The following is a 22,664-nucleotide window of genomic DNA, read 5'->3' on the forward strand; positions in this document are numbered from 1 at the left end:
GGTTCACCTTGGTGCCTCCTGGTGCCTCGGCGAAACCACCGAAGACGGAGGGGGACCTCATGCGCAGACGGCGTTTCCTGAGCGGATTACTCGGTGCCGGGGCCGGGCTGGGGCTCGCCTCGGCGAGCGGCCCGGCAGCCGGGGTGCCCGGGGCCTTCGGGGCGCACCCGGCCCACCTCGCCCCGGACAGCGGGGAACCCCACAGCTGGCAGGCCGTCCCGGTCCCGGAGTGCGGCCCGGCCGCCCAGCTCCTCGGCGTCGCCGCCGCGTCGCCCGGCCTCGCCTGGGCCGTGGGCGAGGAGGGCCGCAACGGCAGCACACGCGGCCGACCGCTGGCCCTCGTCCAGGACGGCGTGGCCTGGGCCCGCGTCGACCTCACGCACCTCACGTTCCGCGGTCACCTGCGCTCCGTGGCCGGCACATGCGCCGGCTCGGCCCGGGCCGTCGGCACCGACACCTCCGGCACCGCGCATCTCCTCGCCTGGGACGGCGAGACCTGGCAGGAGGCCGACTTCCCCGGCCGGGCGCAGCCCGGGACCGCGCTCACCGGCGTCACGGTCGGCCCCGACGGGCACATCTGGATCTCCGGGCGGAACAGCGACGGCTCGGTGCTGCTGCACGGCGACGGCGACGACTGGGAGTGGCTGCCGGCGCCCGCGAGCGGGACCGCCGTCACTCCGACGGGAGTGCACCACGCACTCGGCGGGGACGTCTGGGTCTACGACGCCGGTCTCGTCGCCCGCTGGGACGGCACCAGGTGGACCGAGCTGCCCGTACCCCCCGGCATCCGCGCCACCGTCACCGGGCTGCTCGCGGTCGCCCCCGACGACATCTGGCTCACCGGCTACGCGTACGGCGTCGGAGGTCCGGTGGGCAAGCCGCCCGGCGTGGCGCTGCTGCACGGGGACGGCAGCTCATGGACGTATGTCGGCACGCCGTTCACCGTCGGCATGCTGACCGGGATCGTCGCCGACGCCCGGGGCGAGCCCGACCGTATCGCCGGCTGGGACTTCTGGGACCAGACCCGCGCGCACCACCTGCGGTGGGACGACGGCAGCTGGGTGAGCGAGCGCGGCCCGGCCGCCACGACTCCGGTCCTGCTCAACGCCCTTGCCCCGGTGCCCGGTTCGGGCGGCTACTGGGCCGTCGGCACGACGTCCTCGTCGCCGTACCCGCCCGCGCAGGTGCGCATCGAACAGTGACGCCCCCGGAGCGAAAGACGGCGATCGTTCCCGGTTGAACAACGGTCGCCCGATCACATGACGCGAACACATCCGGACGCGTAGTCTCAAACAGCCTGCTGTACGGCGGTGACTTGGACTGGGGGAAGCGATGGACATCGCGGGCGCGCGGAAGACGGCGGCCCGGCTCGCCGCGACGCTGCGGCGCTCGCGGAGCGGCTCCGCGATGCGCCGTCTGTCGGCCGACCTGGCGGCGTCCCTGCGGGCCAGATCCCGCCCGCCGGGGGATGTGCGCGAACTGTGCCTGGCGCTCTGCGAGGAGATGAGCGTGCGGCGCGGCGGGCGGCCCCTCGAACTGCGCTTCGAACGGTTCCCGGACGAGATCGAAGTCACCGGACTGTGGGTCGAGTTCCAGGACTTCGACCTCGTCATCGTGGAGGAGCGGGCCGAGGCCGTGCAGCAACTGGTCATACTCGGCCACGAGTTGTGGCACATGCACGCGGGACACGTCCACCACCACGGGGCCGGCACCGCGGCTGCCCACGCATTCGCCGGCCAGCCGGGCTGGAAAGAACTCGCGCTCACCGTGGCCGCCCGTGACGGTTCCCGCAAGCAGGACGAGGCCGAGGCCGACGACTTCGGCCACCGCCTCGCCACCGTCTTCCGGCCCCTGCTGTCCGGGGCGGGCGCCGACGCCCCCCTCGACCCCCTGCAGCGGGCCCTCGGCTATCGCGGACACGGAGGGACGACGCGGTGACACACGCTCACGGCTCCTTCGAGCTGGCGCTCAACCCCGCCGGACTCCTCGACGAGTTCTACATCTCCTTCTGGATCCCGGCCGCGGTCCTCACCTCCGCCCTGGTGATCAAGTTGCCGACCATCGTCCGGCTGTGGAAGGACCCGCTGCTGCGCGCGGTCGGCGGACTGCTGCTGCTCGCCTGCTCCGTGTTCGTGTTCGCGGCGCCCGCCACGATCGCCTGGACCAACCGGGTCACGGGGGTGCCGAACATCGCGGCTCCCCTGGTGTACTCCCTGCTGACCGCGTTCTGCGGGTCCTGTCTGCTGCTGATCATCGCCTGGCGCAACGGCCTGTCCGACCGCACGGCGGCCACCCGCCGTGCCATGAGCTGGGTCATCACCCTGTACTCGGGCGTGATCGTCGCGTTGTGGGTGCTGTTCGTCCTCGCGGACGCGCCGGTCGAGCGACGGCAGGACCTGGACACCTACTACGCGTCCACGCCCTTCATGCGCGAGGAGATCCTGCTCTACCTGCTCGCGCACACCGTGGCCGTCCTGATCACCTCCCGGCTGATCTGGAACTGGGTGCGCACCGACGGGCTCGACGCCTGGCTGCGCTGGGGTCTGAAGTCGCTGGGCGTCGGCTACGCGATGAACCTGATCTTCGACGGCGCCAAGCTCACCGCCGTCGTCGCCCGCTGGACGGGCCACGACCTGGACTGGCTGAGCACGTCCCTGGCCCCGCCGGTCGCCGCTCTGTCCGCCATCCTGATCGCGGTGGGCTTCATCCTCCCGCACGCCGGCCAGTACCTGCACGAGCGCTGGCGCGTCCGGCTCGCCCACAAGGAACTGCGGCCCCTGTACGTGCTGATGCGGACCGTCAACGGCAGCGGCGTCCCCTTCGTCCTGCGCGCCACGTGGGAACTGCGCCTGATCCGCCGTGAGACGTTCATCCGCGACGTCCTGCTGCCCCTGGCCCGGCACATCGACGAGGAGCAGCGGCAGCGGTCGTACGACGCCGCGCTCGCCCTCGGTTTCGAGCCCGGACGGGCGAAGGCGCTCGCGGCCGCCGTGTCCGTCCAGGACGCCGTGGACGCCAAGCGGTCCTCGCCCGACGGGGACGGCAGCGGCGACCCCGACACCACGGATCTGCTGCAGGAGATCGCAGCCGTGTCCAGGGCCCTGCGCCACCCCGAAGAGATCTCGGCGGTGCGCGCCCGTGCGGCCGCCCCGGCCGACAGCGTGCCCGACATGAGTGACCGCAGCAGAGAGCGTGCCCGTCCATGAGCCAACGCCCCACCACCGCCGTCGTTCTCGGCGGTTCCCTCGCCGGCATGCTCGCCGCCGCTGCACTGGCCTCGGTCGCCGACCGTGTCACCGTCGTCGAGCGCGACGCGCTGCCGACCGGCCCCGAGCCGCGCAAGGGGCTGCCGCAGGCCCGGCACGTCCACCAGATGTGGTCGGGCGGTGCGCGGGCCCTGGAGGAGCTGCTGCCGGGCGTCACGGGGCGGTTGCGGGAGGCGGGCGCGCACCGGCTGCCCATCACCACGGACATGGTGGCGCTCTCGCCGAAGGGCTGGTACCGGCGCTGGGCCGAGTCGCACTTCATGCTGCTGTGCGGCCGGGACCTCCTGGACGCGACCGTACGGGCGCAGGTGCTGGCGGACGACCGGGTGGAGCTGGTCGACCGGGCCGAGGTGCTCGGGCTCGACGGCAGGGACGGCGCCGTCACCGGGGTGCGCATCCGCGCGCACGACGACGCCGAACGCACCCTCGCAGCCGACCTGTTCGTCGACGCCACGGGGCGCGCGTCCCGGGCCGTGCAGTGGCTGACGGATCTCGGACTGCCGGCCCCCGAGCGGCGGGAGGTCGACTCGGGGCTGGCGTACGCGAGCCGTCTGTACCGCGCGCCGGAGGCCGCCCGGGACGGGTTCCCGGTCGTCAATGTGATGGCGGATCCGCGCTCCGGGGGGCCCGGCCGGGGAGGCGTCCTGCTGCCCGTCGAGAACGGGCAGTGGCTCATCACCCTGCTCGGCACCCGCGGCGGCGAACCGTCCGCCGACACCGCCGACTTCGACCGGTACGCCCGCGAGGAGCTCCGGCACCCGATCGTCGCCGAACTGATCGCTCAGGCCGCGCCGCTGACCGACGTGGCCTTCACCCGGTCGACCGCCAACCGCCGCCACTATTACGAGCGGATGCCGCTGTGGCCGGAGAACTTCGCCGTCCTCGGTGACGCGGTCGCCGCGTTCAACCCGGTGTACGGGCACGGGATGTCGGTGGCCGCGCTGGGCGCGGTGGCGCTGCGGGACGTCGTACGGCGTCATGGGTGGGGTTCGCCGGGGCTGGCCCGGCGTATCCAGAAGGCGGTGGCCCGGCCGGTCGGGGCGGCGTGGGACCTCGCGGTCGGCCAGGACGTGTTCTTCCCCGGCGCGACGGAGTCGGGCCCTACGCGCCGCGAACGGCTGCTGGCGAGATACGTCGACCGGCTGACCCTCACCTCGACGGGCAACGGCCGGATCGCGCGGAAGGTGACGGACGTGATGTCCCTGGAACGGGGCGCGCAGGTACTCCTGGCCCCACGAGTGCTATTGGGCGCCCTGGTGGGCCCCCTGAAGCCCCCGCTGACGGCTCCGCCGCTGACGGCGGAGGAGCTCAAGGTGGCGGGGCTGAGGTGAACCGTCGGGTGCCGGCAGTCGTGCCGCCGGGGCGATGCAGAAACCCCGCTCAGCCCGCAAACGCCGGTGACGCCAGCCCCTTTCCCGCGCCCGGAACCACCAGCAGCGACCCCGCCACCGGATGCGGATCCGACAGCCCGGTACGGGCCGTGGTGATGTACAGGTCACGGAGGTCCGCCCCACCGAACGCACACGCAGTGACCCGTGGCACCGGCAGCTCGATCACCCGGTCCAGCTCCCCCGCCGGCGTGTAGCGCCGCACCGCACCCCCGTCCCACAGGGCCACCCACACACACCCGTCCGCATCGACGGTCAGCCCGTCGGGAAAGCCCGAGCCCTCCTCGATCTCGACGAGGGTGCGTCGGTCGACGACGCCCCCGTCGGCGTCGTAGCCGAAGACGTCGAGGCGTCGCGTCGGCGAGTCGATGTAGTACATCAGCCGCCCGTCGGGGCTCCACCCCGTGCCGTTGCTCACGGCGACGTCGTCGAGGACGACGCGGACCGAGCCGTCACCGGTGACACGGGACAGCGTGCCGCCGCCCGGCGCCTCGTCGTAGCGCATGGTGCCGGCCCACAGGGAGCCGTCGGGCGCGACGGCGGCGTCGTTGGCGCGACGGCCGGGCACGGGCTCGTGGTGCAGCCAGCGGAAGGACCCGTCGGGGTCCAGCAGACCGACCCCGTCCCGGAGGTTGAGGACGAGCCCGCCACCGGCCCGCGGCTTGGCCGCGCCGACGTGCTGCTCGGTGACCCGGACGGTACGGCGCCCGGAGGCCGGATCGTAGGTGTGCACGCGGGAGCCGAGGATGTCGATCCAGATGAGCCGCCCGGCGTCCGCGTCCCAGGTCGGGCCCTCGCCGAGGGCCGCCTCCGCGCGGACCGCCACCTCGTGAGCCGTCATGCGGCGCCCCGGTGCCCGAGCCGCTCCGACAGCTCGGCGGCCCCCTTGGCGGCGAGCTGTTCGAGTTCGGTACGGCGCTCCTCGCTCCAGCGGATCATGGGCACGGAGATGGACAGCGCCGCGACCACCTTGCCGGTGCGGTCGTGCACCGGGGCGGCCACACAGGAGACGTCCGGGTTGGACTCGCGGCTCTCCACGGCGATGCCGCGCCGCCGGATCCCGGCAAGGGCCTCGCGCAGGGCGGCCGGGTCCGTGATGCTGTTGGGGGTCATGGCGACCAGCTCGGGGTCGTCCGGGATGCGCGAGGCGAGCTCCGGCTCCGGGAGGGAGGCGAGCAGCATCTTGCCGACGGAGGTGCAGTGGGCGGGCAGCCGGCGCCCGGCCGCGGAGACCATGCGCACGGCGTGCGTGGAGTCGACCTTGGCGATGTAGATGACGTCGGTGCCTTCGAGGATCGCCACGTGCACGGTCTCGTCGCAGGTCTCGGCGACCGCGCGGGCGACCTGCTGGCCCTCGGCGGCGAGGTCGAGCTGCTCGGCGTACCGGCTGCCGAGCTGGTACGGGCGTACCCCGAGCCGGTAGCGTCCGGGCTGGCCGGGCACCGGGACGATGTACGACCGGGCGGCCAGCGTGGTGACGAGTTCGTGCACGGTGGTGCGCGGGAGCTGGAGCTTGCGCACGATGTCGGGGGCGGAGAGCGTCCCGTCCCCGTCGAGGAAGAGCTCGAGGATGTCGAGAGCCCGGGTCACGGCTGGTACGAGGCGTCCCACTTCCGGCCCCCTCCCTTGTGGTATTCGGCGCCTTTGTTCGAAATTTCAACAGGCGATCGGCATGACGAACACAGGCTGTCACAACGCTTTTCCCCGGGCAATGGGCCTGCGCACACCGCCCTGTGAAGCCGCGGTACGACACCCCCTGGGTCAGGACGGCGATCCCAGCACACCGCGCAGACGGTGCGCCCGCAGGACCAGTTCCAGTTCGAAGCGGCGGTCGGGGTCGTCGATCTCGTCGCCCCACAGTTCACGGATCTGCCGCAGTCGGTAGCGGACGGTCTGCGGATGCACGCCGAGCCGGGCGGCCACCTCGGGTGCCCCGCCGCGGGTCTCCAGCCACGCCAGCAGGGTCTGAGCGAGGCGTCGCCCGTGCGTGGGCCCGCAGTGGGCGAGCGGCGCGAGACAGCGCAGCGCCAGGTCGTCGATCAGCTCCTCGGGCTGAAGCAGCACCAGCGCCTCGGTGTGCTCGGTGCAGTACAGCACCTCCCCGGCCGGCAGCAGCCCCCGCTCCATGAGATGTACGGCGGCCTCGGCCCACCGCAGCGACTTCGCCGCGTCGGCCAGCGGCACCGGCGGCCCTAGCGCGCCCGTCCAGCCGCCGAGTGCCCGGTGCAGCAGTTCGGGGCGTCCGCCGGTGTCCGGCTCGGGCACGACCATGCGGGGCTGCTCGTACTCCATGTCGAGCAGCACGCCCTGCCCCACCGCGGGTGCCATCGCCTCCCGCGCCGGGCGCAGCAGTACGCCCACCGCGACCTTCCTCGGCAGCTGCCAGCCGACGCGGGCGGCCCGTTCGGTGAGCGCGTCGGCCGGGTCGCCCCGGTGGTGTTCGGCGAGCAGGAGCTCCATCAGCCGGCGTTGCAGCCGCAGCCGTTCCCCGGCCTGTCTGGCCGCCGCCTCGGCGTAGCCGCGCACGGACTGGTCGACCAGTCCGTCGAGGTACTCGTAGCCCGCGTCGACCAGTTCGTACATCGCGGGCGGCGGGATCTCGACCCGCTGGCCGATGTCGGCGAAACGGCGCCAGGCCAGCCGTACGCCCATGCGGTAGATCGCCTGGAGCGAGTCGAGGCTGCGCCCGTTGAGGCCCTCGCCGCGGCCGAACTCCTGGAAGACGCCGGGCGGTACGGTCGGTCGGCCCTCCGCGGTCTCCAGGTGCTGGACGAAGACCTCGATCGCCCGGCGGATGCCGACCAGCGCCATCGGCTCGCCCGACTCGTCGAGGACGTCGGGCAGATGCGGGTACTCGCGGCGGATCTCGCGCAGGATCTCCTCGGCGAGTTCGGGCACCTCGGCCATCGCGATCGCGGCGAACCGGCGCACCTGGAGCCGGGGCACGTCGAGCCACGCGGAGCGGGGGGCGGCGGCTGCCGGGCGGACCTGGATGGGGCGATCCGCCTCCGGCGCGCCCCTGCGGCCGGCCACGGGTCAACTCCCCTGGCCGGTCTGCTCGTACGTGATCATGGGAGTGTTCGGCTGGTCGGGCTTTGCTTCCAGCAGCGCGACGACGCCGAGCGCGGCGCCCACGGCGAGGGCGGCGGCCAGCGCCATGGTGAGCGCGGCGGCGAACAGTCTGGACATCGCAGGGTCAGCCTCTCTGTGCGGAGGTCGATCCCCACCCCGTGCCCCGCCCTGCCCGTCCGGCCCAGTCTCGGCAGACATTGACACTGAGTCAAGGGGCGCCTACGGTTCCCGGCCCATAGAGCGGCCCGAACTCCGTCATCTCACGCCTCTGGAGTGCCCGGATGCGCCGTACAGCCTCCCCCCTGTCCCTCATCCTGCTGGGCCTCGGCACGTTTATGCTGGTCCTGGCTCCGCTGCTCGCCTGGTACGTGAAGCCGCGAGCCGCCGTGAACCCCATCGACATCGACATCACCGCCGTCTACCGCGGCACGGGCAGCGTCTTCGACACCGAGCAGGTCGAGACCGTGCCCGACCAGCGCATCACCGTCACCCAGAAGGTGCGGGGCGACGTGGAGGACAGCGAGCGCAGCGGCAGGGCCGCCGTGTGGGACGTGACCACCACCGTCGACACCGACAAGACCCTGCCGGCGGCCGATCCGCACGACGCGCTGGACTTCGTCCCGCACCGCTGGGTCATGGACCGCAGGACGACCAAGCCGGTGCACTGCTGCGGGGAGACCCCGTACATCGAGGGCGAGGCGTATCTGAAGTTCCCGTTCGACGTGCACAAACGCTCCTACCAGTGGTGGGACAACTCCCTTGGCTCGACGGTCACGTTGCACTACCGGGGCACCAGGAAGGTCCAGGGGTACACGGGTTACCGGTTCACCGGCATGGTCGCGCCGGCGAAGGCCGGCACCCGGCTGGTGCCGGGCGCCGTCGTCGGCCTGCCGGACCGGCCGCAGGTGCTCGCCGAGGAGTGGTACGCCAACCACGGTCTCGATCTGGTCGTGGACCAGCGCACCGGCCGGGTGCTCTACGCACAGACCGGCCCGAAGCGGACGCTGCGGGCGCCCGGGGCGAAGAAGGACGCGGTGGTGCTGCTCGACAGCTCGAAGATCGCCTTCACCACGGAAACCCAGAAGAAGGCCGTGCAACTGGCGAAGCGGGACAGCGGCCAACTGCGCATGGTGGGGGAGACTCTGCCGATCGGTGCGGCTGTGACCGGATTCGTCCTGGCGGTGGTGGGGGGCGTTTTGGTGGTACGGGGACGACAGCGCCCCGATACGACCGAAACACCCGATACTTCCCAGGTGCCCGTCATGATGTGACGTGACGTCAGCTCTAATAAAGCCGAAAATTGTCACCTCGGTGAGTAGCCGTGACGAACGCGTGGGCTGAAAACTGTCCAACCCCACCCGAGCACAGCCCGCCCACACCCGCCTCGCAAGAAATCCTCAATCCCCACAGGAACGCGCCACCCACCCCCACGCTGAGTTCCGCACCCCGAGACGAGTTGGAGCACCCATGCCCCAGCACGTGCCGTCCTCGCTGCGCGCCGCCTCTCCCCGGGCGCCGCAGCACCCTCCGGCGCCGTCCGCTCCGCGCCGAATCGTTTTCCTCGCCCATCGTGATCTGGACAATCCCGCCGCCGGCGGCTCCGAACTGCTGGTGGACCGGCTGGCCGACGGACTGACCCGGCTCGGCCACCAGGTGACCCTGCTGTGCGGCGGCCCCGCGGCCTACCGCGACTACCGCGTCGTCTCGGCGGGCGGCGAGCTGGGCCACTACCTGCGCGCCCGCTCTGCCTTCACCCGCCAGGTCGGCGACTGCGACCTGCTGGTCGAGGTGTGCAACGGGGTGCCGTATCTCGCGCCCCTGTGGCACCGAGGCCCCACCCTCTGCCTGGTCAACCACGTCCACACGGACCTGTGGAGAATGCGGTTCGGCGGCCCGCTGACCCCGGCCGCACGCATCGGCCGAAGATTTGAACACTGGGCGCTGACCGGTGCGCAGCAGCGCGGTCTGCTGGTCGCCGTCTCGCCCTCGACCGCCCACGCGCTGCGCGGGATCGGTGTCGAGCGGGAGCGCATCCGGGTCGTGCACAACGGCGTGGAGGAACCGGGCCCGCGTGCCGACCGCTCGGCCGAACCGCTGTTCGTGGCGGTGGGGCGGCTCGTCGAGTACAAGCGGATCGACCTGCTACTGCGACTGTGGGAGCGGGTGCGGCCGGTGACCGGCGGCCGGCTGCTGATCGTCGGGGACGGCCCGGAACGGGAACGTCTGGAACAACTCGCGGGCCCCGACGTGGAGTTCACCGGCCATGTGTCCGAGGCGGAGAAGCACCGGCTGCTGTGCGAGGCCTGGCTGCTGCTGCATCCCTCGGCCGTGGAGGGCTGGGGCCTGGTGGTCACCGAGGCGGCCGCGCGGGAGACCCCGGCGATCGCCTTCGACGTACCCGGGCTGCGTGACTCCGTCGTGGACGGCGAGACAGGTGTCCTCGCCCGGGGCGAGTCCTCCTTCGCGGCGGCCTGGTGCACGCTGGCCCTGTCGAACCACCGCCGCGAGCTGATGGGCAAGGCGGCGCGGGACCATGCGGCGCGGTATCGCTGGGAGGGGACGGTGCGGCAGTTCCGTGCGGTTGCCGCCGAGGCGGTGAAGGGCTGGTTGACGTGACGCCCAGGCGCCGTGTCGGTGAGGTCGCCGCGCGACTGCGGGTTGTGAGTGGCTGGTCGCGCAGTTCCCCGCGCCCCTTTCGGGGCACTTCGGCGGCCGCGAGAATCAAGGATCCGTCCCTTTCCCGCTCCCTCGCCCTCTTCCGTGCCTTCCTGCGTGAGCAGGACGACCCGGAGGCCTGCTACACGCTGCTCGCCCGGGACGCCGTCGATCAGGTCGAGGCGTACGACGGTCCCGTCGCCGGCCGCACGGTGGTGGACGTCGGCGGCGGCAGCGGCTACTTCACCGAGGAGTTCCGGCGCAGAGGCGCCGAGGCCCACCTCTTCGAGCCGGACGTACGCGAGCTGGGAGGGAAGCCGCCCGACGGAACGGTGATCGCCGACGGCTATCTGCTGCCCCTGCGCGACGGCGTCGCCGACGTCGCCTTCTCCTCCAACGTGCTGGAGCACGTGGCGGATCCGCAGACCTTCCTCAGCGAGCTCGCTCGGGTGACCCGGCCCGGCGGGCTGATCTATGTGTCGTTCACGAACTGGCTGTCCCCGTGGGGCGGTCACGAGTGGGCGCCCTGGCACTACCTGGGTGCCGAGCGGGCCCGCGCCCGCTACCGGCGCCGTACCGGAAGGCCCGCCAAGCACACCCTCGGCGAGAACCTGTTCGCCGTGCACATCGGGCCCACCCTGCGGCGGGTGCGCGCCCGGGACGACGTCACGGTCGTCTCGGCGCGCTCCCGCTACTGGCCGTTCCTCGCGGAGACCGTCGTCAAGGCGCCCGGTATCCGCGAGGTCGCCACCTGGAACCTTCTCCTCATCCTCCGGCGGTGTCCACCATGACCACGTCCACGGTCCAGACCCCTCCTCCGTCAGCCGCTGCCACCACCGCGGCGTTGTCGGGCCCTGAGGAGGGCCCGCGATCACGACGCTGGCTGCTGGGGTTCTGGGCCGTGGTGTTCGTGCTCTTCCTGGTCGTGCACCCGGGCCGGCAGACCTTCGACACCAAGCTCGGCGTCACCGTCGACCCGGGCCAGTTCCTGTCCGACCTCGGCCAGTTGTGGCACGACCGCGGGTCCTTCGGCGGGATACAGGACCAGTACGTCGGCTATCTGTGGCCGATGCTGCCGTTCTACTGGCTGGGCGAGGTCGCCCTGCGCCTGCCGGTGTGGCTGACGGAGCGGCTGTGGCTGTCGCTGGTGGTGTCGGTCGCGTTCTGGGGTGCGCTGCGGCTCGCCGAGCGGCTGCGCATCGGCAGCGGCACGTCCCGGCTGCTCGCGGCCGGGACGTACGCGCTGTGGCCGGTGTTCACCATCGTCGTCGGCTCCACGTCGGCCGCCGCGCTGCCCGGCGCCTTCCTGCCCTGGGTGCTGCTGCCGCTGGCCGACGAGCGCTACAGCGCACGGATCGCGGCGCTGCGCTCGGCGCTGATCGTCCCGTTCATGGGGGGAGTCAACGCGGCCTCGACGCTGGCCGCCCTGCTTCCGGCCGGCCTCTATCTGCTCTCCCGCCCGCCCGGCCCGCGGCAGCGCAAGCTGATCGCCTGGTGGGCGCCGGGCGTGATCGTGGCGACGGCCTGGTGGTGGATCCCGCTGCTGCTGCTCGGCGTGTACGGCGAGAACTTCCTGCCGTACATAGAGAACGCGCAGACCACGACGGAGACCATGTCGACGACGGAGGCGCTGCGCGGCGCCGGCAACTGGGTCGCCTATCTGCACTTCGGTGAGGCCTGGCTGCCGGCCGGCTGGACGGTCGCGTCCTCGGTGATCGTGATCGTGTGTTCGGCGCTCGCGGCCGGGCTCGGCCTCGCGGGCCTGGCCAGACGGGACATGCCCGAGCGCCGCTGGCTGGTGCTGACCGTGGTGACGGTCGCCCTCGTCCTGCTCGCCGGGTACGGCGGCGCGTTCGGCGCCCCCTTCCACGGCGTCGCACAGGACTGGCTGGACGGCTGGCTCGTTCCGTTCCGCAACATCTACAAGTTCCAGGTGGGTCTCGCCCTCGCGCTCGTCCTGGGCCTCGCCCATCTGGTCGGCGTGGCCGCCGAGCCGCGCGGGGCCCGCCCGGTGCGCGGCCGCCGCCTCGCCCCGCTGCTCGCGGCGGTGCTGGTCCTGCCGGGGCTGCTGTGGCCGTATCTCAACGGCTCGATCCTCAACCCGGGCTCGTTCCAGGAGCTCCCCAAGTACTGGCAGGCCACGGCGGACTGGCTGGAGAAGTACTCGCCCGACTCCCGCGCCCTGGTCGTCCCGGCCACCGCGCACGGCCTCTACACCTGGGGTTCCCCCGTCGACCAGCCCCTGGACGTCCTCGCCGACTCCCGCTGGGCGCAGCGCGACTACGTCCCCTTCGGCACCCCCGGCAACCGGCGCGCGATGGACGCGGTCGAGCAGGCGCTCGGCAGCGGCGCCGAAGTCCCGGGCCTCGCCCACTACTTGAGCCGCGCCGGCATCCACTACGTCGTCGTCCGCAACGACCTCGACCCGGATCAGATCGGCACCACCCCGACCACGACCGTGAAACGGACCCTGGAACAGTCGGGATACGTCCGCACAAAGGGTCTCGGCCCGGTGACGACCGGCGGCAGGATCGCCGACGACACCCCGCTCCAGGTCGAGGGGCTCTACCCGCGGCAGCGGGCGGTGGAGATCTACCAGCCGCCCGCCGACACACCGCGCCCCGGGCAGGCCGGGCTCGCGCCGGTCGCCGACACGGCCGTCGTCTCCGGCGGCCCCGAGGCCCTGCTGCCGCTGGCGACCGAACTCCGCGGCCGGCCCACCGTGCTGACCGGCGACAACCACCCCGGGGTCGGCTCACCGCCGCTCCAGGTCGTCGGCGACGGGCTGCGCCGCGCGGACACACGGTTCGGGCTGGTGGGCGCCAACACCTCGTATCCGTACACCCGCGACGAACGCAACGCGCCGGACGCCGCGCAGGACGCCGGCAAGAAGCCGCACCAGATCCTGCCGACCAAGGGCATCGACCATCAGACGGTCGCCGAACTGCGCGGCGCCCGCTCGGTCACGGCGTCCTCGTACGGCAACTGGCTCTTCCATCTCCCGCAGTTCGACCCGGTGAACGCCTTCGACGGCAATCCGGCCACGGCGTGGGCGGAGGGCGCGCCGGGTCCGGCGAACGGCCAGTGGCTGCGGATCGCCTTCGCCGACGGCCCGTACGACATGCCGTCGTCGTTCAAGGTCGTCCCGCTGCCGCAGGAGAGCGTGCGGTCGGCGGCGACCGAGGTGCGGGTGGAGACCCAGAAGGGTTCCGTGACCAGCTCCCTCGAACCCAACGGCATGGCCCAGACCATCAAGGCCCCGGCCGGCACCACGAGTTGGATGAAGCTGACGATCACCGACTCCGTGGCCCGCCGCACGGGCCTGACCGGCGCGGGCTTCTCCGAGATCGGCCTGCCGGACGTCCAGGTGACCCGCCTGCTGCGGCTGCCCGCCGACGCGGACGACACGCAGGCCGCCGCCGCGGTCGTCTCGCTGCACCGCACGCCCGACCCGACCGGCCTCTTGGCGACGGGCACCGAGGCGGGCCTGCACCGCCGCTTCGCTACGGCCACGGCGGGGACGTACGAGATCTCGGCGAGCGCCGTGCCCGTCCCGGGCGAGGAACTCGACAAGCTGCTGTACGAGGTCGCGCCCGACCAGCAGAACCGGATCGTCGCGACCGCGGACTCGACGGCGCGCCTCGGCGCGGGCCTGTCGGCGCGCAACCTCACCGACGGCGACCTGACGACCGCGTGGGTCGCGGGCGACCGCCCGACGATCCATCTGAGCTGGAACGGCAAACAGCCGGTCGGCGAAGTGGTGCTGGCGCCCGCAGGCGGTCTGTCGACCCGCCCCGTCGAGGTGCACATCAGCTCCCCGGACGGCGCCACGATCGCCGGAGCCGACGAGAACGGCGTGGTCCGCTTCGACCCGATCACCACCGACCGTCTCGACATCACGATCACCCAGACGGCGCCGCTGACCCTGCACAACCCGGTCGCCGACGAGGACCTGCGGCTGCCCGTGGGCCTCACCGAGGCCTACCTCCCGGCCCTCGACCAGTACCGCACCCCGCAGCCCTCGGGCACCCGCCCGTTCTCGCTGCCCTGCGGGCAGGGGCCCGTGCTGGCGGTCGACGGCGAGCTGTACGAGACGCGTGTGAAGGGGACCGTACGGGACCTGACGGAGCGCCGGCCGGTACAGGTGACGGTCTGCCAGGAAGGCCGTGCCGACACCGGGCTGGAGCTGGCCTCCGGTGCGCACCGGGTCGAGGCGGGCGACGCCGGCCCGCTCACCGTCACGGACGTGACGCTGACCCGCGGGACGGTCACGGAGCCCACCGCGCTCAACCGCGAGCTGCGGATACGGGACTGGCTCGGCGACCTCCGCGAGGTGTCGGTCGGCTCCGGCGCGGCCGCCTATCTGACGACGTACGAGAACTACAACGACGGCTGGCGGGCGACGCTGAACGGCACGGAGCTCACCCCGCTGCGGCTGGACGGCTGGCAGCAGGGCTGGCGGATCCCGGCCGGGGCGGGCGGCACGATCAAGCTCACGTACGAGCCCTCGACGACGTACGACGCCGGGCTGATCGGCAGCGGAGTGGGACTGGCCGCCCTGGTGGGCCTCGTCCTGTGGCGGCGGCGCGCACCCAACCCCGACGAGCCGCAGCCGGTCCCGCCGGCGCCGGGCCTGTGGCTCGGCACGGTGGCGCTCACGCTGGTCGCCGCGGTGATCGCCGGATGGTTCGCCCTGCTGGTCCCGGCCCTCGCCGTGCTCGCCCACCGGCGGCACGCCCTGCTCGTACCGATCGCGTTCGCCGCCCTTGCGGGAGCGGGGATCGCGGCGGCGACGGGCGCCGGGGAGCCGGTGGCCGCGGGCGGGGGGGCGTTCGGGCACACGGCCCAACTGCTGGCGCTGATCGGGCTGTTCGCGGGGGTGGTGAGCGTGCGGGAGCCGGAGCCGGAACCCGACGGGAAGGGTGAGGAGACATGACCACGGCGGAGCGTCCGGTACGCGTCCCGTTCCCGGTGGTGGACGAGGTGGCCCGGCACTGCCTCCAGGAGGAGGAACCGGAGACCGTCCACATCGAGATCCACCTCCCCGGCCGCCTCGACCCGCACCGCCTTCGCAAGGCCTTCATGGAGGCACTGCACCGGCATCCACGCATCCTCATGCGGGAGGCCCCGGGCGGCTGGTACCGGCGCCGCTACGAGTGGGAGCTGACCGCGGAGCCGGACGTGGAGGTGGTGAGCTTCCCACCGCCGGGCCCGAACGCACTGCGGGACGCAAGAACACGAGCCCTGGTCGAGGCCCCACCCCTGTCCCTCTCGCCGCCGATACGGCTGGAGGTGGTGGAGGGATGCACGGGACCGGTGGAGGGGAGCGAGGCGACGGACGCGGTCGGTGAGGTGCTTGCACGCAGTGCGCTCGCACCGGACGACTCGCAGCCGGCGGGCGACGGAACCGTTCTCTTCCTCACCATCAACCACACCGCCCTCGACGGTCCCGCCTGCCTCCGCGTCCTGGCCACCGCCGCGGAGCTGTACAGCGGCAGGGACAACTCCCCCGCCGCACCCCCCACCCGCACCCCCGACCGCGCACAGCCCCTGGACGGCACCCCCTCCAACTGGTCCCCGCCCGCGAGAGTCGCCCACGGCACCCCCGAACCCTCCCCGGGCAACGGTCTCCTCGTCGCCGAACTCCCCCTCCCCCACCGCCCCAAGGGCTCCCCCTACACCGTGAACGACCAGCTCATGGTCACCACCGCGCTGATGATCGCCCACTGGAACAGGGAGCACGGCGCCCGCCCCCGCCCGCTGCGCATCACCATGCCCGTCGACGACCGCCCCCGCGACACCACCATGCCCATCGGCAACGGCACCCGACTGGTCGAAGTCACCTTCACCCCCGACGAGTTGAGCCACGCCTGCGACGACATGCCGTCCCTGCTGCAGCGCACGGCGACCCGGACCCGCGCCCTCAAGTCCCAGCCCCGCCCCCAGCTCGGCCACGGCGCCGCCCTCCTCACCGCACCCGTCACGCCCGTCGCCTGGCGGGCCGCGCTCACCCGGGGCCTGCGCCGCGCCGCCGCGCCCTGGACGTCCACCACGCTGCTCAGCAACATCGGCCGTATCCCGTACGCGCTGGACTTCGGCGAGGAGGCCGGCCGCGCGCACGCGGTGTGGTTCTCGGCGCCCGCCCGGATGCCCCGCGGCCTCACGGTCACCACCGCCTCCACCGCGGGCCGCCTCCACCTCGCCCTGCGCTGGTCGCGCGCCCTGCTCAGCCACGGCGACGGCGCCCACCTCCGTGACCTCTTCGAGCACTGTCTGCACACGACGGAAGCGACCCCATGACGACCACCACTCCCGTCAAGCGCTCCGGTCTGCGCGACTTCTACGAGGACCCCGCCGTCCCCGTCGCCTCCGGCACCCCCCGCAGCCTCCGCCAGGCGCGCATGCTGGCCGCCGCCCTCGGCCCCGACACCGGCACGACGCGCACGATCCTCGACATCGGCTGCGGCGACGGCAGCGCCGCCGCCACCGCCGCCCCGCTGCTGCCCGGCCACCGGCTCGTCGGCGTCGACTGGTCCCTGGACGCGCTGCGCCGCGCCCGCACCCGTGTCCCGTACGCCGTCCGCGGCGAACTCGCCGACGGGGCACTGCCGTTCAGGTCGGCGTGCGCGGACGCCGTGCTGTTCAGCGAGGTGATCGAGCACCTCGTCGACCCCGACGCCGCGCTCGACGAGATCCGCCGCGTCCTGCGTCCGGGCGGCCACCTCATGCTGTCCACCCCGAACCTGGCCGCCTGGTACAACCGCGCCCTGCTGCTGGCCGGTGTCCAGCCCGTCTTCTCCGAGGTCAGTCTGCGCGCGATCCACGGCCGGCCGGGCCGGGAGGTCGTCGGACACCTGCGGCTCTACACGGCCCGCGCGCTGCGGGAGTTCGTCGCCGCGGCAGGCTTCGAGGTCGTACGGCTCGAAGGCGCCCCCTTCCACGGCGTACCGCGGCCGCTGCGGGTGCTGGACCGCCTGGCCTGCGCCAGACCACCGCTCGCCTCGATCCTGCTGCTGCACGCGCGAAAGACCTAGGGGGCGTCGCCCATGTGGTGGGGAGTGACCGCGGCCCTTCTGGCGAACGTCCTGTACAGCACCGGATTCGTGCTGGAGAAACGGGCCCTCGCGGCCCTGCCGGAAGTGAGCATCCGGCAACCCGCCCGGCTGCTCGGGCTCGTCCTGCGCAGCCCGCTGTGGCTCGGAGGCTCGCTCGCGCTGGCCGCGGGGTTCGGCGCGCAGCTCGCCGTCTACCACACCCTGCCGATCGCCGCCGCGCAGGGCATCTTCGTCTCCGGCCTGGTCCTGCTCGTCCTGCTCTCCGCCCGGCTGCTGGGCGAGGAGACCACCGGCCGCGAGCGGTACGCGCTGGCCGCGATCCTCGCCGCGCTGCTGATGGTCGTGCTGTCGCTGCGGGAGGGCGCGGACCGGGCCGGCAGCGACGCCCCGTACCCGCTGATCCTGCTGGTGTGCGTGCCGTCGCTGGCGGCGGGCGTGTGGCTGTACGGCTCCGCCGAGCGCCGCACCCGCAACCGCCACCGGCTGCCGACCACGGGCATCGAGTACGGCGTGGCCGTGGGCCTGCTCTACGGCGTCAGCTCGCTCGCCATCAAGGGGGTCTCCACCTACCTGTCCGCCGGGAATGTGGGCGGTGCGCTGCTGGGTGTGCTGCGCTCCCCGTACCCGTATCTCCTGCTGTTCACCGGAGCGTTCGGCCTGGTCATGTCGCAGGCGGCGCTGCAACGCTGCCGGGCCTCGCTGATCGTGCCGGTGTGCACGACGGTGACCTGTCTGTTCACGGCCGTGCTCGGCACGCTCTCGTTCGGCGAGGCCCTGCCGCAGGACCCGCTGCGGCTGGCCCTGCGCCTCGCGGGCACCACGCTCGCCGTGACCGTGCTGCTGACCATGCCCAAGCACGATCGCGCCGCCGCCCCTCAACCCCCCATAGGCGCCAAGGAGTTGACACCACCGTGAACGCCGACGACCCACTGCTGAAAATCCTGGCCTGCCCGCTCGACAAGGGCCCGCTGCACCTTCTCGTCCCGGACGGGCCGGCGATGGCCGAGGGCCTGTACAACCCGCGGCTGCACCGCCGCTACCCCATCGTCGACGGCATCCCCCAGCTGCTGCCGTCCTCGGGGGAGCAGGTCTCGGACGACGAGCACGAGGAACTGCTGAAGCGGATGTCCCCATGACGACCCGCACCACTGTGGCCGCCCGTATCGCCCCTCTCCTGCCCGTGCGCCTGGTCGCCGCGGCCGCGAGAGCCGTCTACCCCCGCTTCGAACCCGAACTGGCCCGGCTCGGCGAGCTCTGCCCGGCCGGCTGCGGCACGGCCGTGGACGTCGGCGGCTGGTACGGCCCGTGGACGAAGCGCCTGTCCGGACGGGCACGCCAGGTGGTGACCGTCGAGCCGGTCCCCCATCTCGCCCGTCTCCTGACCGCCGCGGCCCCGGCGAACGTCCGGGTGATCCAGGCCGCCGCCGCGGACCGGCCCGGCACGGCCCGCCTCTGGCTCCCACCGGGCGACACGGGCGACCGGGGCGTGTCGTCCCTGGTCCGCCGCGACATCCACGGCCACGCCCTGCACGTGCCCCGCATCACGCTCGACGATCTCGGGCTGCGCGACGTCGGCTTCATCAAGGTCGACGTGGACGGCAGCGAGCTGGCGGTGCTGCGGGGCGCCACGGCACTCCTGGCCCGCGACCGCCCGGCCCTCTTCGTCGAGCTGGAGTCCCGGATCGGGCCCATAGCCCCGGTCGTGACCTACCTGTCGCTCCTGGGCTACAAGGGCTGGGTCCTGCCGGGTGACAACTGGGTCCCGCTGGCGGCCTTCCCGCTGGAGGCGCACCAGGAGCGGGCCGCATACGTGGCATCCCACGGTCTGCTGCGCCGCATCCTGCCCTTCGGCCGGGGCCCGCGCTACGTCAACTCGGTCCTGTTCCTCCCGGACGGCCGCCGCCCGGGCCGGCACGCCGTGCGCAACCATGGTCCCCATGCCCTCCGGAAAACCCCCCGCTAGCCCTTTCACCCCCCGTGACTTCCAACTCGTCCTCCTGCGCCGCATGGCCGACCACAACCCCGGCCTGGTGGAGGACGCCCGCCGCGAACTGGACGCCTCGATCGCGGACCTGCGCGAGGCGAACAAACGCTGGCAGGCGATGGTCCGCTCCCCACGCGCCCGAGCCGCGGCGTCCCGCTACCGCTCGGTCCTCGGCAGGCCGGAGTCGGAAACCCCGCGCAAGATCGGCGACCTGGAGTGCGAGGCCTGGCAGTGGTCCCTCCCCCTCTGGCCGGACCTGCGCTTCGAGGTACTGGTCGCCCCGAACGGCACGGTCTGGAACGAATGGCTGGTCCGCGCCCCCGGCGCCCCCGCCCCCGAACTGCACACCCTGGAAGACCTCACCCCCTGGTCCTGCACGGTCGACGAGGCAGCCCACGCCTTCCCGCCGGCCCGCCCCCTGGAGGGCACGGCCCCGACCCGCTGGGGCCTGGCTCTGACGGCCCCGGACCGGGAGGGGGTGCGGCGGGAGGTGGTGGTGGAGTTCACGTGGGGGTTGCTGCAGCGGGTGGCAGTGGCGGAACCGGGCGGGCCGGACACTCTCCCGTTCTGAGGCACAGGAGAGTTCTGCCGTGGCGCAGGAGAGTTCTGCCGTGGTACTGATCGTCGGCGTCGTACAACTGTCCGGTCCGCCGGCAGGTCTTGTCGGGAGCGAACGGTGAACCGTACCGGCCCCGACCGAGACAGGGAGAACTCATGGGAGGACGTGCCCTTCCCGCGGCGACGTTGGCGGTCCTGGTGGTGTCGGCCGCGGGCTGCACCGCCGGTTCGCCTCCGTCCGAACCGTCCGGCGATTCCCCGGTCGCCCAGGCGGACTTCGACGGTGACGGCTACGCCGACTTCGCCGCGGGCGCCACGCGCGCGAAGGACGGCCGGAAGCTGTACACCGGCTTCGTCGCCGTGGTGTACGGCTCGGCGTCGGGCGTGAAGTCGGCGCGCAAGCAGCTCATCACCCAGGACTCCCCGGGTATTCCGGGCACCTTCGAGCCGCAGGACGAGTTCGGCGCCTCCCTCGCCACCGGCGACCTCGACCGCGACGGCTACACGGACCTCGTCGTGGGCGCCCCCGGGGAAGGTACCGGCAGCCTGCTGGGCGCCGGAGCCATGACCGTCCTCTGGGGCGGCGCCAAGGGCCTGTCCGGCGGGACGGTGATCAAGGGGACGAAGTTCGAGGGGCTCGGCGCCGACGTCGTCACAGGAGACTTCGACGGGAACGGTCACAGCGATGTGGCCACCAAGACCACCATCGCCTACGGGCCGTTCACCCGGGAGGGCGGGCCCGCCCGTACCGCGGCGAACATGCTGCGGCAGCTGCCTGCCGAAAAGGGCAGCGGCGACGGGGACGAAGACGCGCCGCGGTGGACGACCTACCGACTCGCCGCGGGCGATCTCGACGGCGACGGGATCACCGACCTCGCCGCCGGTGTCGAGCAGAGCGGCGAGGACGGCGAGGACGGCCCTCGCGACCTCACCTACCAGCTCGGCAGCGCCTCCGGTCTTTCGAAGCCGCGGTTCGTCGAGTCCTCCGCCGGGGCACGGCTGCCGGGCGGCCACACCGTGGCGATCGGCGACCTGGACAACGACGGGTACGGCGACCTCGTCTTCGGGCGGAGCGGCGCCACGGGGCGTGGGATTCCGGGGCCGGCCACGGGCATCGGCCTGGTCCGTGGGTCCGCCTCGGGACCGGACGGCTCCGGCGTCACCTACATCCGCCGGGACACGGCGGGGCTGCCCAGGACGCCGGAACAGCCCGACGACTTCGGCGGCGCGCTGTCCCTCGGCGACGTCGACGACGACGGCCACCTGGACCTCGCTGTGGGCATCGCGGGAGAAGAGATCGGGCCCCATCGCGACGCGGGCGCCGTCGCCGTCCTCAAGGGCAGTGCCTCCGGGCCGAGCGGCAAGCACGCCCGGGTCTTCACCCGGAACACCGCCGGCGTCCCCGGCGCCCCCGAGGCCTACGACCAGTTCGGGGCGGCGGTGGCCCTGGTGGACACCGACAAGGACGGCCGATCCGACCTCGTCGTCGGCGCACCGGGCAACGGCCGCTACGAGGACGGCGGCCTCTGGGTTCTTCGGGGAACATCGTCCGGCATCAGCGCCTCCGGCACCTGCGCCTTCGACCGTCACACGTTCGGCATCACCACTCCCGGCGTCCAGCTCGGCGCCTCTCTCTCAGCCCCCTAGCCCGCCGCCCTCAGGATCGCCTCCACGACCGCCGGAACCGACCCCGGGTGCAGGTCGAGGAAGAGGTTCGGTTCGACCAGTTCGAGTTCCATCACCTGGGGTCGGCCGTCGTCGCCGGTCACGAGGTCGACGCGGGCGTACAGGAGGTCCGGGGCGTCCGGTACGGCGGTCAGGGCGCGTTCCGCCACGGTGAGTTCGGCCGGGGTCGGGGTCCAGGGTTCGAGGCCGGGGTGGGCGACCTTGTCGGCGTCGAAGGCCGTGCCGGGGGAGAGGACGGCCCGCTTGCGGCAGGCGTGCAGGAAGCGGCCGTCGAAGAACTGGAGTGCGCGTTCTCCGGCGGTGTCGATGCTCCGGACGTACGGCTGGACCATCGCCGTCAGCCCCTCTTCGTGCATCCGCGCGAGGTGTCGTACGGCCGTCTCCCGCTGCTCGGGCGTGTAGCGCGCGGCGTACCGGGCGCCCGCCCCGGAGGTGGGCTTGACGACGTACTCGGTGTCGCTGGGGAGGTCGGTGGCGTCACCGGGTGCGAGATAGCGGGTCGGGACCACCGGGACCCCGGCCTCCGCCAGGTCCCCGAGGTAGCGCTTGTCGGTGTTCCAGCGCACGACCCCGGCGGGGTTGGCGAGCCGGGTCGCCTTGCCGCAGCGCTCCGCCCACGCCACGAACTCCTCCACGCGCCGGCTGTAGTCCCAGGTCGACCGGATGACGGCCAGGTCGTAGGCGGCCCAGTCCACGTCCGCGTCGTCCCAGAAGACGGCGTCCGCCTCGGCCCCCGCCTCCTGAAGCGCCCGCAGCAGGACGGGGAGGTCGATGTCATGGCTGGGCTCCGGCCGGGGGTCGTAGGTGACGAGGGCGACTCGGGGCACGGCTGGTCCCTTCTCGGACGTCGGGTGAGACCGCAGGCTAACCATCACGCCCGCAACCGGGGCAACCCATTTGGCCTTCCCCTTCGGGGAAGCCCGGCATCGAGGAACCACAAGTGGTCGCGGACCTGGTGGATGGAAGCCGTCGTCCGACCCGGTCCGGTGGGACAGGATCG

At 72.9% G+C, this 22,664-nt stretch carries 20 protein-coding genes; 15 read left to right on the forward strand and 5 right to left on the reverse strand.

The genetic code is table 11. The annotated features are described in order from the left end of the window. Nucleotides 1-59: 59 nt before the first annotated feature. The 4 genes from F7R91_RS08460 to F7R91_RS08475 all read left to right on the forward strand — a co-directional run bounded on the left by F7R91_RS08460 (nucleotide 60) and on the right by F7R91_RS08475 (nucleotide 4,597). Nucleotides 60-1,202, forward strand: a complete 1,143-nt coding sequence (locus F7R91_RS08460; RefSeq protein ID WP_150946124.1) for a ligand-binding sensor domain-containing protein — start codon at nucleotides 60-62, stop codon at nucleotides 1,200-1,202. A gap of 130 nt (nucleotides 1,203-1,332) precedes the next feature. Then, nucleotides 1,333-1,938 (forward strand): toxin-antitoxin system, toxin component family protein, encoded by a 606-nt coding sequence (locus F7R91_RS08465; protein ID WP_191971403.1) that lies wholly within the window; start codon nucleotides 1,333-1,335, stop codon nucleotides 1,936-1,938. Beyond that, nucleotides 1,935-3,206 (forward strand): MAB_1171c family putative transporter, encoded by a 1,272-nt coding sequence (locus F7R91_RS08470; protein ID WP_225320569.1) that lies wholly within the window; start codon nucleotides 1,935-1,937, stop codon nucleotides 3,204-3,206. The genes F7R91_RS08465 and F7R91_RS08470 overlap by 4 nt, the downstream gene beginning before the upstream one ends. Continuing rightward, nucleotides 3,203-4,597: an FAD-dependent oxidoreductase gene (locus F7R91_RS08475; protein WP_150946126.1), complete on the forward strand. Its 1,395-nt coding sequence runs from the start codon at nucleotides 3,203-3,205 to the stop codon at nucleotides 4,595-4,597. The genes F7R91_RS08470 and F7R91_RS08475 overlap by 4 nt, the downstream gene beginning before the upstream one ends. A 49-nt stretch (nucleotides 4,598-4,646) precedes the next feature. On the opposite strand, the gene F7R91_RS08480 is transcribed toward F7R91_RS08475, so the two are convergent. The 4 genes from F7R91_RS08480 to F7R91_RS41915 all read right to left on the reverse strand — a co-directional run bounded on the left by F7R91_RS08480 (nucleotide 4,647) and on the right by F7R91_RS41915 (nucleotide 7,843). Further along, nucleotides 4,647-5,495 carry an SMP-30/gluconolactonase/LRE family protein gene (locus F7R91_RS08480; RefSeq protein ID WP_150946129.1) on the reverse strand — a complete coding sequence of 283 codons (849 nt, stop codon included), beginning with the start codon at nucleotides 5,493-5,495 and terminating at the stop codon, nucleotides 4,647-4,649. Then, entirely contained in the window at nucleotides 5,492-6,265 is a 774-nt protein-coding gene (locus F7R91_RS08485) for an IclR family transcriptional regulator (protein WP_150946131.1), read from the reverse strand. The genes F7R91_RS08480 and F7R91_RS08485 overlap by 4 nt, the downstream gene beginning before the upstream one ends. Before the next feature lie 150 nt (nucleotides 6,266-6,415). After that, nucleotides 6,416-7,648 carry a helix-turn-helix domain-containing protein gene (locus tag F7R91_RS08490; RefSeq protein WP_150946269.1) on the reverse strand — a complete coding sequence of 411 codons (1,233 nt, stop codon included), beginning with the start codon at nucleotides 7,646-7,648 and terminating at the stop codon, nucleotides 6,416-6,418. Between the two features lie 42 nt (nucleotides 7,649-7,690). Continuing rightward, a complete protein-coding gene (locus tag F7R91_RS41915; protein ID WP_191971404.1) occupies nucleotides 7,691-7,843 on the reverse strand; it encodes a hypothetical protein in 153 nt (50 codons plus the stop codon). A gap of 164 nt (nucleotides 7,844-8,007) precedes the next feature. Between F7R91_RS41915 and F7R91_RS08495 the strand changes: the two genes are divergently transcribed. The 11 genes from F7R91_RS08495 to F7R91_RS08545 all read left to right on the forward strand — a co-directional run bounded on the left by F7R91_RS08495 (nucleotide 8,008) and on the right by F7R91_RS08545 (nucleotide 21,625). Next, nucleotides 8,008-8,997 (forward strand): DUF3068 domain-containing protein, encoded by a 990-nt coding sequence (locus tag F7R91_RS08495; protein WP_150946133.1) that lies wholly within the window; start codon nucleotides 8,008-8,010, stop codon nucleotides 8,995-8,997. A 196-nt stretch (nucleotides 8,998-9,193) separates the two neighbouring features. Further along, nucleotides 9,194-10,342, forward strand: coding sequence for a glycosyltransferase family 4 protein (locus tag F7R91_RS08500; RefSeq protein ID WP_150946135.1), 1,149 nt, complete (start codon nucleotides 9,194-9,196; stop codon nucleotides 10,340-10,342). 44 nt (nucleotides 10,343-10,386) lie between these two features. After that, nucleotides 10,387-11,172 (forward strand): class I SAM-dependent methyltransferase, encoded by a 786-nt coding sequence (locus F7R91_RS08505; RefSeq protein WP_408056017.1) that lies wholly within the window; start codon nucleotides 10,387-10,389, stop codon nucleotides 11,170-11,172. Continuing rightward, on the forward strand, nucleotides 11,169-15,317 hold the full coding sequence (locus F7R91_RS08510; protein WP_150946273.1) for an alpha-(1->3)-arabinofuranosyltransferase domain-containing protein: 4,149 nt from the start codon (nucleotides 11,169-11,171) through the stop codon (nucleotides 15,315-15,317). Before F7R91_RS08505 ends, F7R91_RS08510 begins: the two co-directional genes overlap by 4 nt. After that, nucleotides 15,314-16,681, forward strand: coding sequence for a condensation protein (locus tag F7R91_RS08515; protein WP_150946137.1), 1,368 nt, complete (start codon nucleotides 15,314-15,316; stop codon nucleotides 16,679-16,681). Before F7R91_RS08510 ends, F7R91_RS08515 begins: the two co-directional genes overlap by 4 nt. Beyond that, nucleotides 16,678-17,415, forward strand: coding sequence for a class I SAM-dependent methyltransferase (locus F7R91_RS08520; protein ID WP_150946139.1), 738 nt, complete (start codon nucleotides 16,678-16,680; stop codon nucleotides 17,413-17,415). Before F7R91_RS08515 ends, F7R91_RS08520 begins: the two co-directional genes overlap by 4 nt. 24 nt (nucleotides 17,416-17,439) lie before the next feature. After that, nucleotides 17,440-18,351, forward strand: coding sequence for a hypothetical protein (locus F7R91_RS08525; RefSeq protein ID WP_150946141.1), 912 nt, complete (start codon nucleotides 17,440-17,442; stop codon nucleotides 18,349-18,351). Next, nucleotides 18,348-18,572 (forward strand): Trm112 family protein, encoded by a 225-nt coding sequence (locus F7R91_RS08530; protein ID WP_150946143.1) that lies wholly within the window; start codon nucleotides 18,348-18,350, stop codon nucleotides 18,570-18,572. Before F7R91_RS08525 ends, F7R91_RS08530 begins: the two co-directional genes overlap by 4 nt. Next, entirely contained in the window at nucleotides 18,569-19,399 is an 831-nt protein-coding gene (locus F7R91_RS08535) for an FkbM family methyltransferase (RefSeq protein ID WP_150946145.1), read from the forward strand. Before F7R91_RS08530 ends, F7R91_RS08535 begins: the two co-directional genes overlap by 4 nt. Continuing rightward, complete coding sequence (locus F7R91_RS08540; RefSeq protein ID WP_150946147.1) at nucleotides 19,365-19,991, forward strand: hypothetical protein; 627 nt, start codon at nucleotides 19,365-19,367, stop codon at nucleotides 19,989-19,991. Before F7R91_RS08535 ends, F7R91_RS08540 begins: the two co-directional genes overlap by 35 nt. Before the next feature lie 143 nt (nucleotides 19,992-20,134). Further along, entirely contained in the window at nucleotides 20,135-21,625 is a 1,491-nt protein-coding gene (locus F7R91_RS08545) for an FG-GAP repeat protein (protein ID WP_150946149.1), read from the forward strand. Here F7R91_RS08545 and F7R91_RS08550 read toward each other — a convergent pair. Further along, nucleotides 21,622-22,491, reverse strand: coding sequence for an ATP-grasp domain-containing protein (locus tag F7R91_RS08550; protein ID WP_150946151.1), 870 nt, complete (start codon nucleotides 22,489-22,491; stop codon nucleotides 21,622-21,624). The two genes, F7R91_RS08545 and F7R91_RS08550, sit on opposite strands and share 4 nt — an antisense overlap. Nucleotides 22,492-22,664 lie beyond the last annotated feature (173 nt).

It is taken from the genome of Streptomyces luteolifulvus (assembly GCF_008806595.1).
Lineage (GTDB): Bacteria > Actinomycetota > Actinomycetes > Streptomycetales > Streptomycetaceae > Streptomyces > Streptomyces luteolifulvus.

Bases quoted from the DNA above. Each gene is read 5' to 3' on its own strand.
- F7R91_RS08460 (WP_150946124.1), top strand. From the start codon at position 60: ATGCGCAGACGGCGTTTCCTGAGCGGATTACTCGGTGCCGGGGCCGGG.
- F7R91_RS08465 (WP_191971403.1), top strand. From the start codon at position 1,333: ATGGACATCGCGGGCGCGCGGAAGACGGCGGCCCGGCTCGCCGCGACG.
- F7R91_RS08475 (WP_150946126.1), top strand. From the start codon at position 3,203: ATGAGCCAACGCCCCACCACCGCCGTCGTTCTCGGCGGTTCCCTCGCC.
- F7R91_RS08480 (WP_150946129.1), bottom strand. From the start codon at position 5,495: ATGACGGCTCACGAGGTGGCGGTCCGCGCGGAGGCGGCCCTCGGCGAG.
- F7R91_RS41915 (WP_191971404.1), bottom strand. From the start codon at position 7,843: ATGTCCAGACTGTTCGCCGCCGCGCTCACCATGGCGCTGGCCGCCGCC.
- F7R91_RS08495 (WP_150946133.1), top strand. From the start codon at position 8,008: ATGCGCCGTACAGCCTCCCCCCTGTCCCTCATCCTGCTGGGCCTCGGC.
- F7R91_RS08500 (WP_150946135.1), top strand. From the start codon at position 9,194: ATGCCCCAGCACGTGCCGTCCTCGCTGCGCGCCGCCTCTCCCCGGGCG.
- F7R91_RS08510 (WP_150946273.1), top strand. From the start codon at position 11,169: ATGACCACGTCCACGGTCCAGACCCCTCCTCCGTCAGCCGCTGCCACC.
- F7R91_RS08515 (WP_150946137.1), top strand. From the start codon at position 15,314: ATGACCACGGCGGAGCGTCCGGTACGCGTCCCGTTCCCGGTGGTGGAC.
- F7R91_RS08520 (WP_150946139.1), top strand. From the start codon at position 16,678: ATGACGACCACCACTCCCGTCAAGCGCTCCGGTCTGCGCGACTTCTAC.
- F7R91_RS08535 (WP_150946145.1), top strand. From the start codon at position 18,569: ATGACGACCCGCACCACTGTGGCCGCCCGTATCGCCCCTCTCCTGCCC.
- F7R91_RS08540 (WP_150946147.1), top strand. From the start codon at position 19,365: ATGGTCCCCATGCCCTCCGGAAAACCCCCCGCTAGCCCTTTCACCCCC.
- F7R91_RS08545 (WP_150946149.1), top strand. From the start codon at position 20,135: ATGGGAGGACGTGCCCTTCCCGCGGCGACGTTGGCGGTCCTGGTGGTG.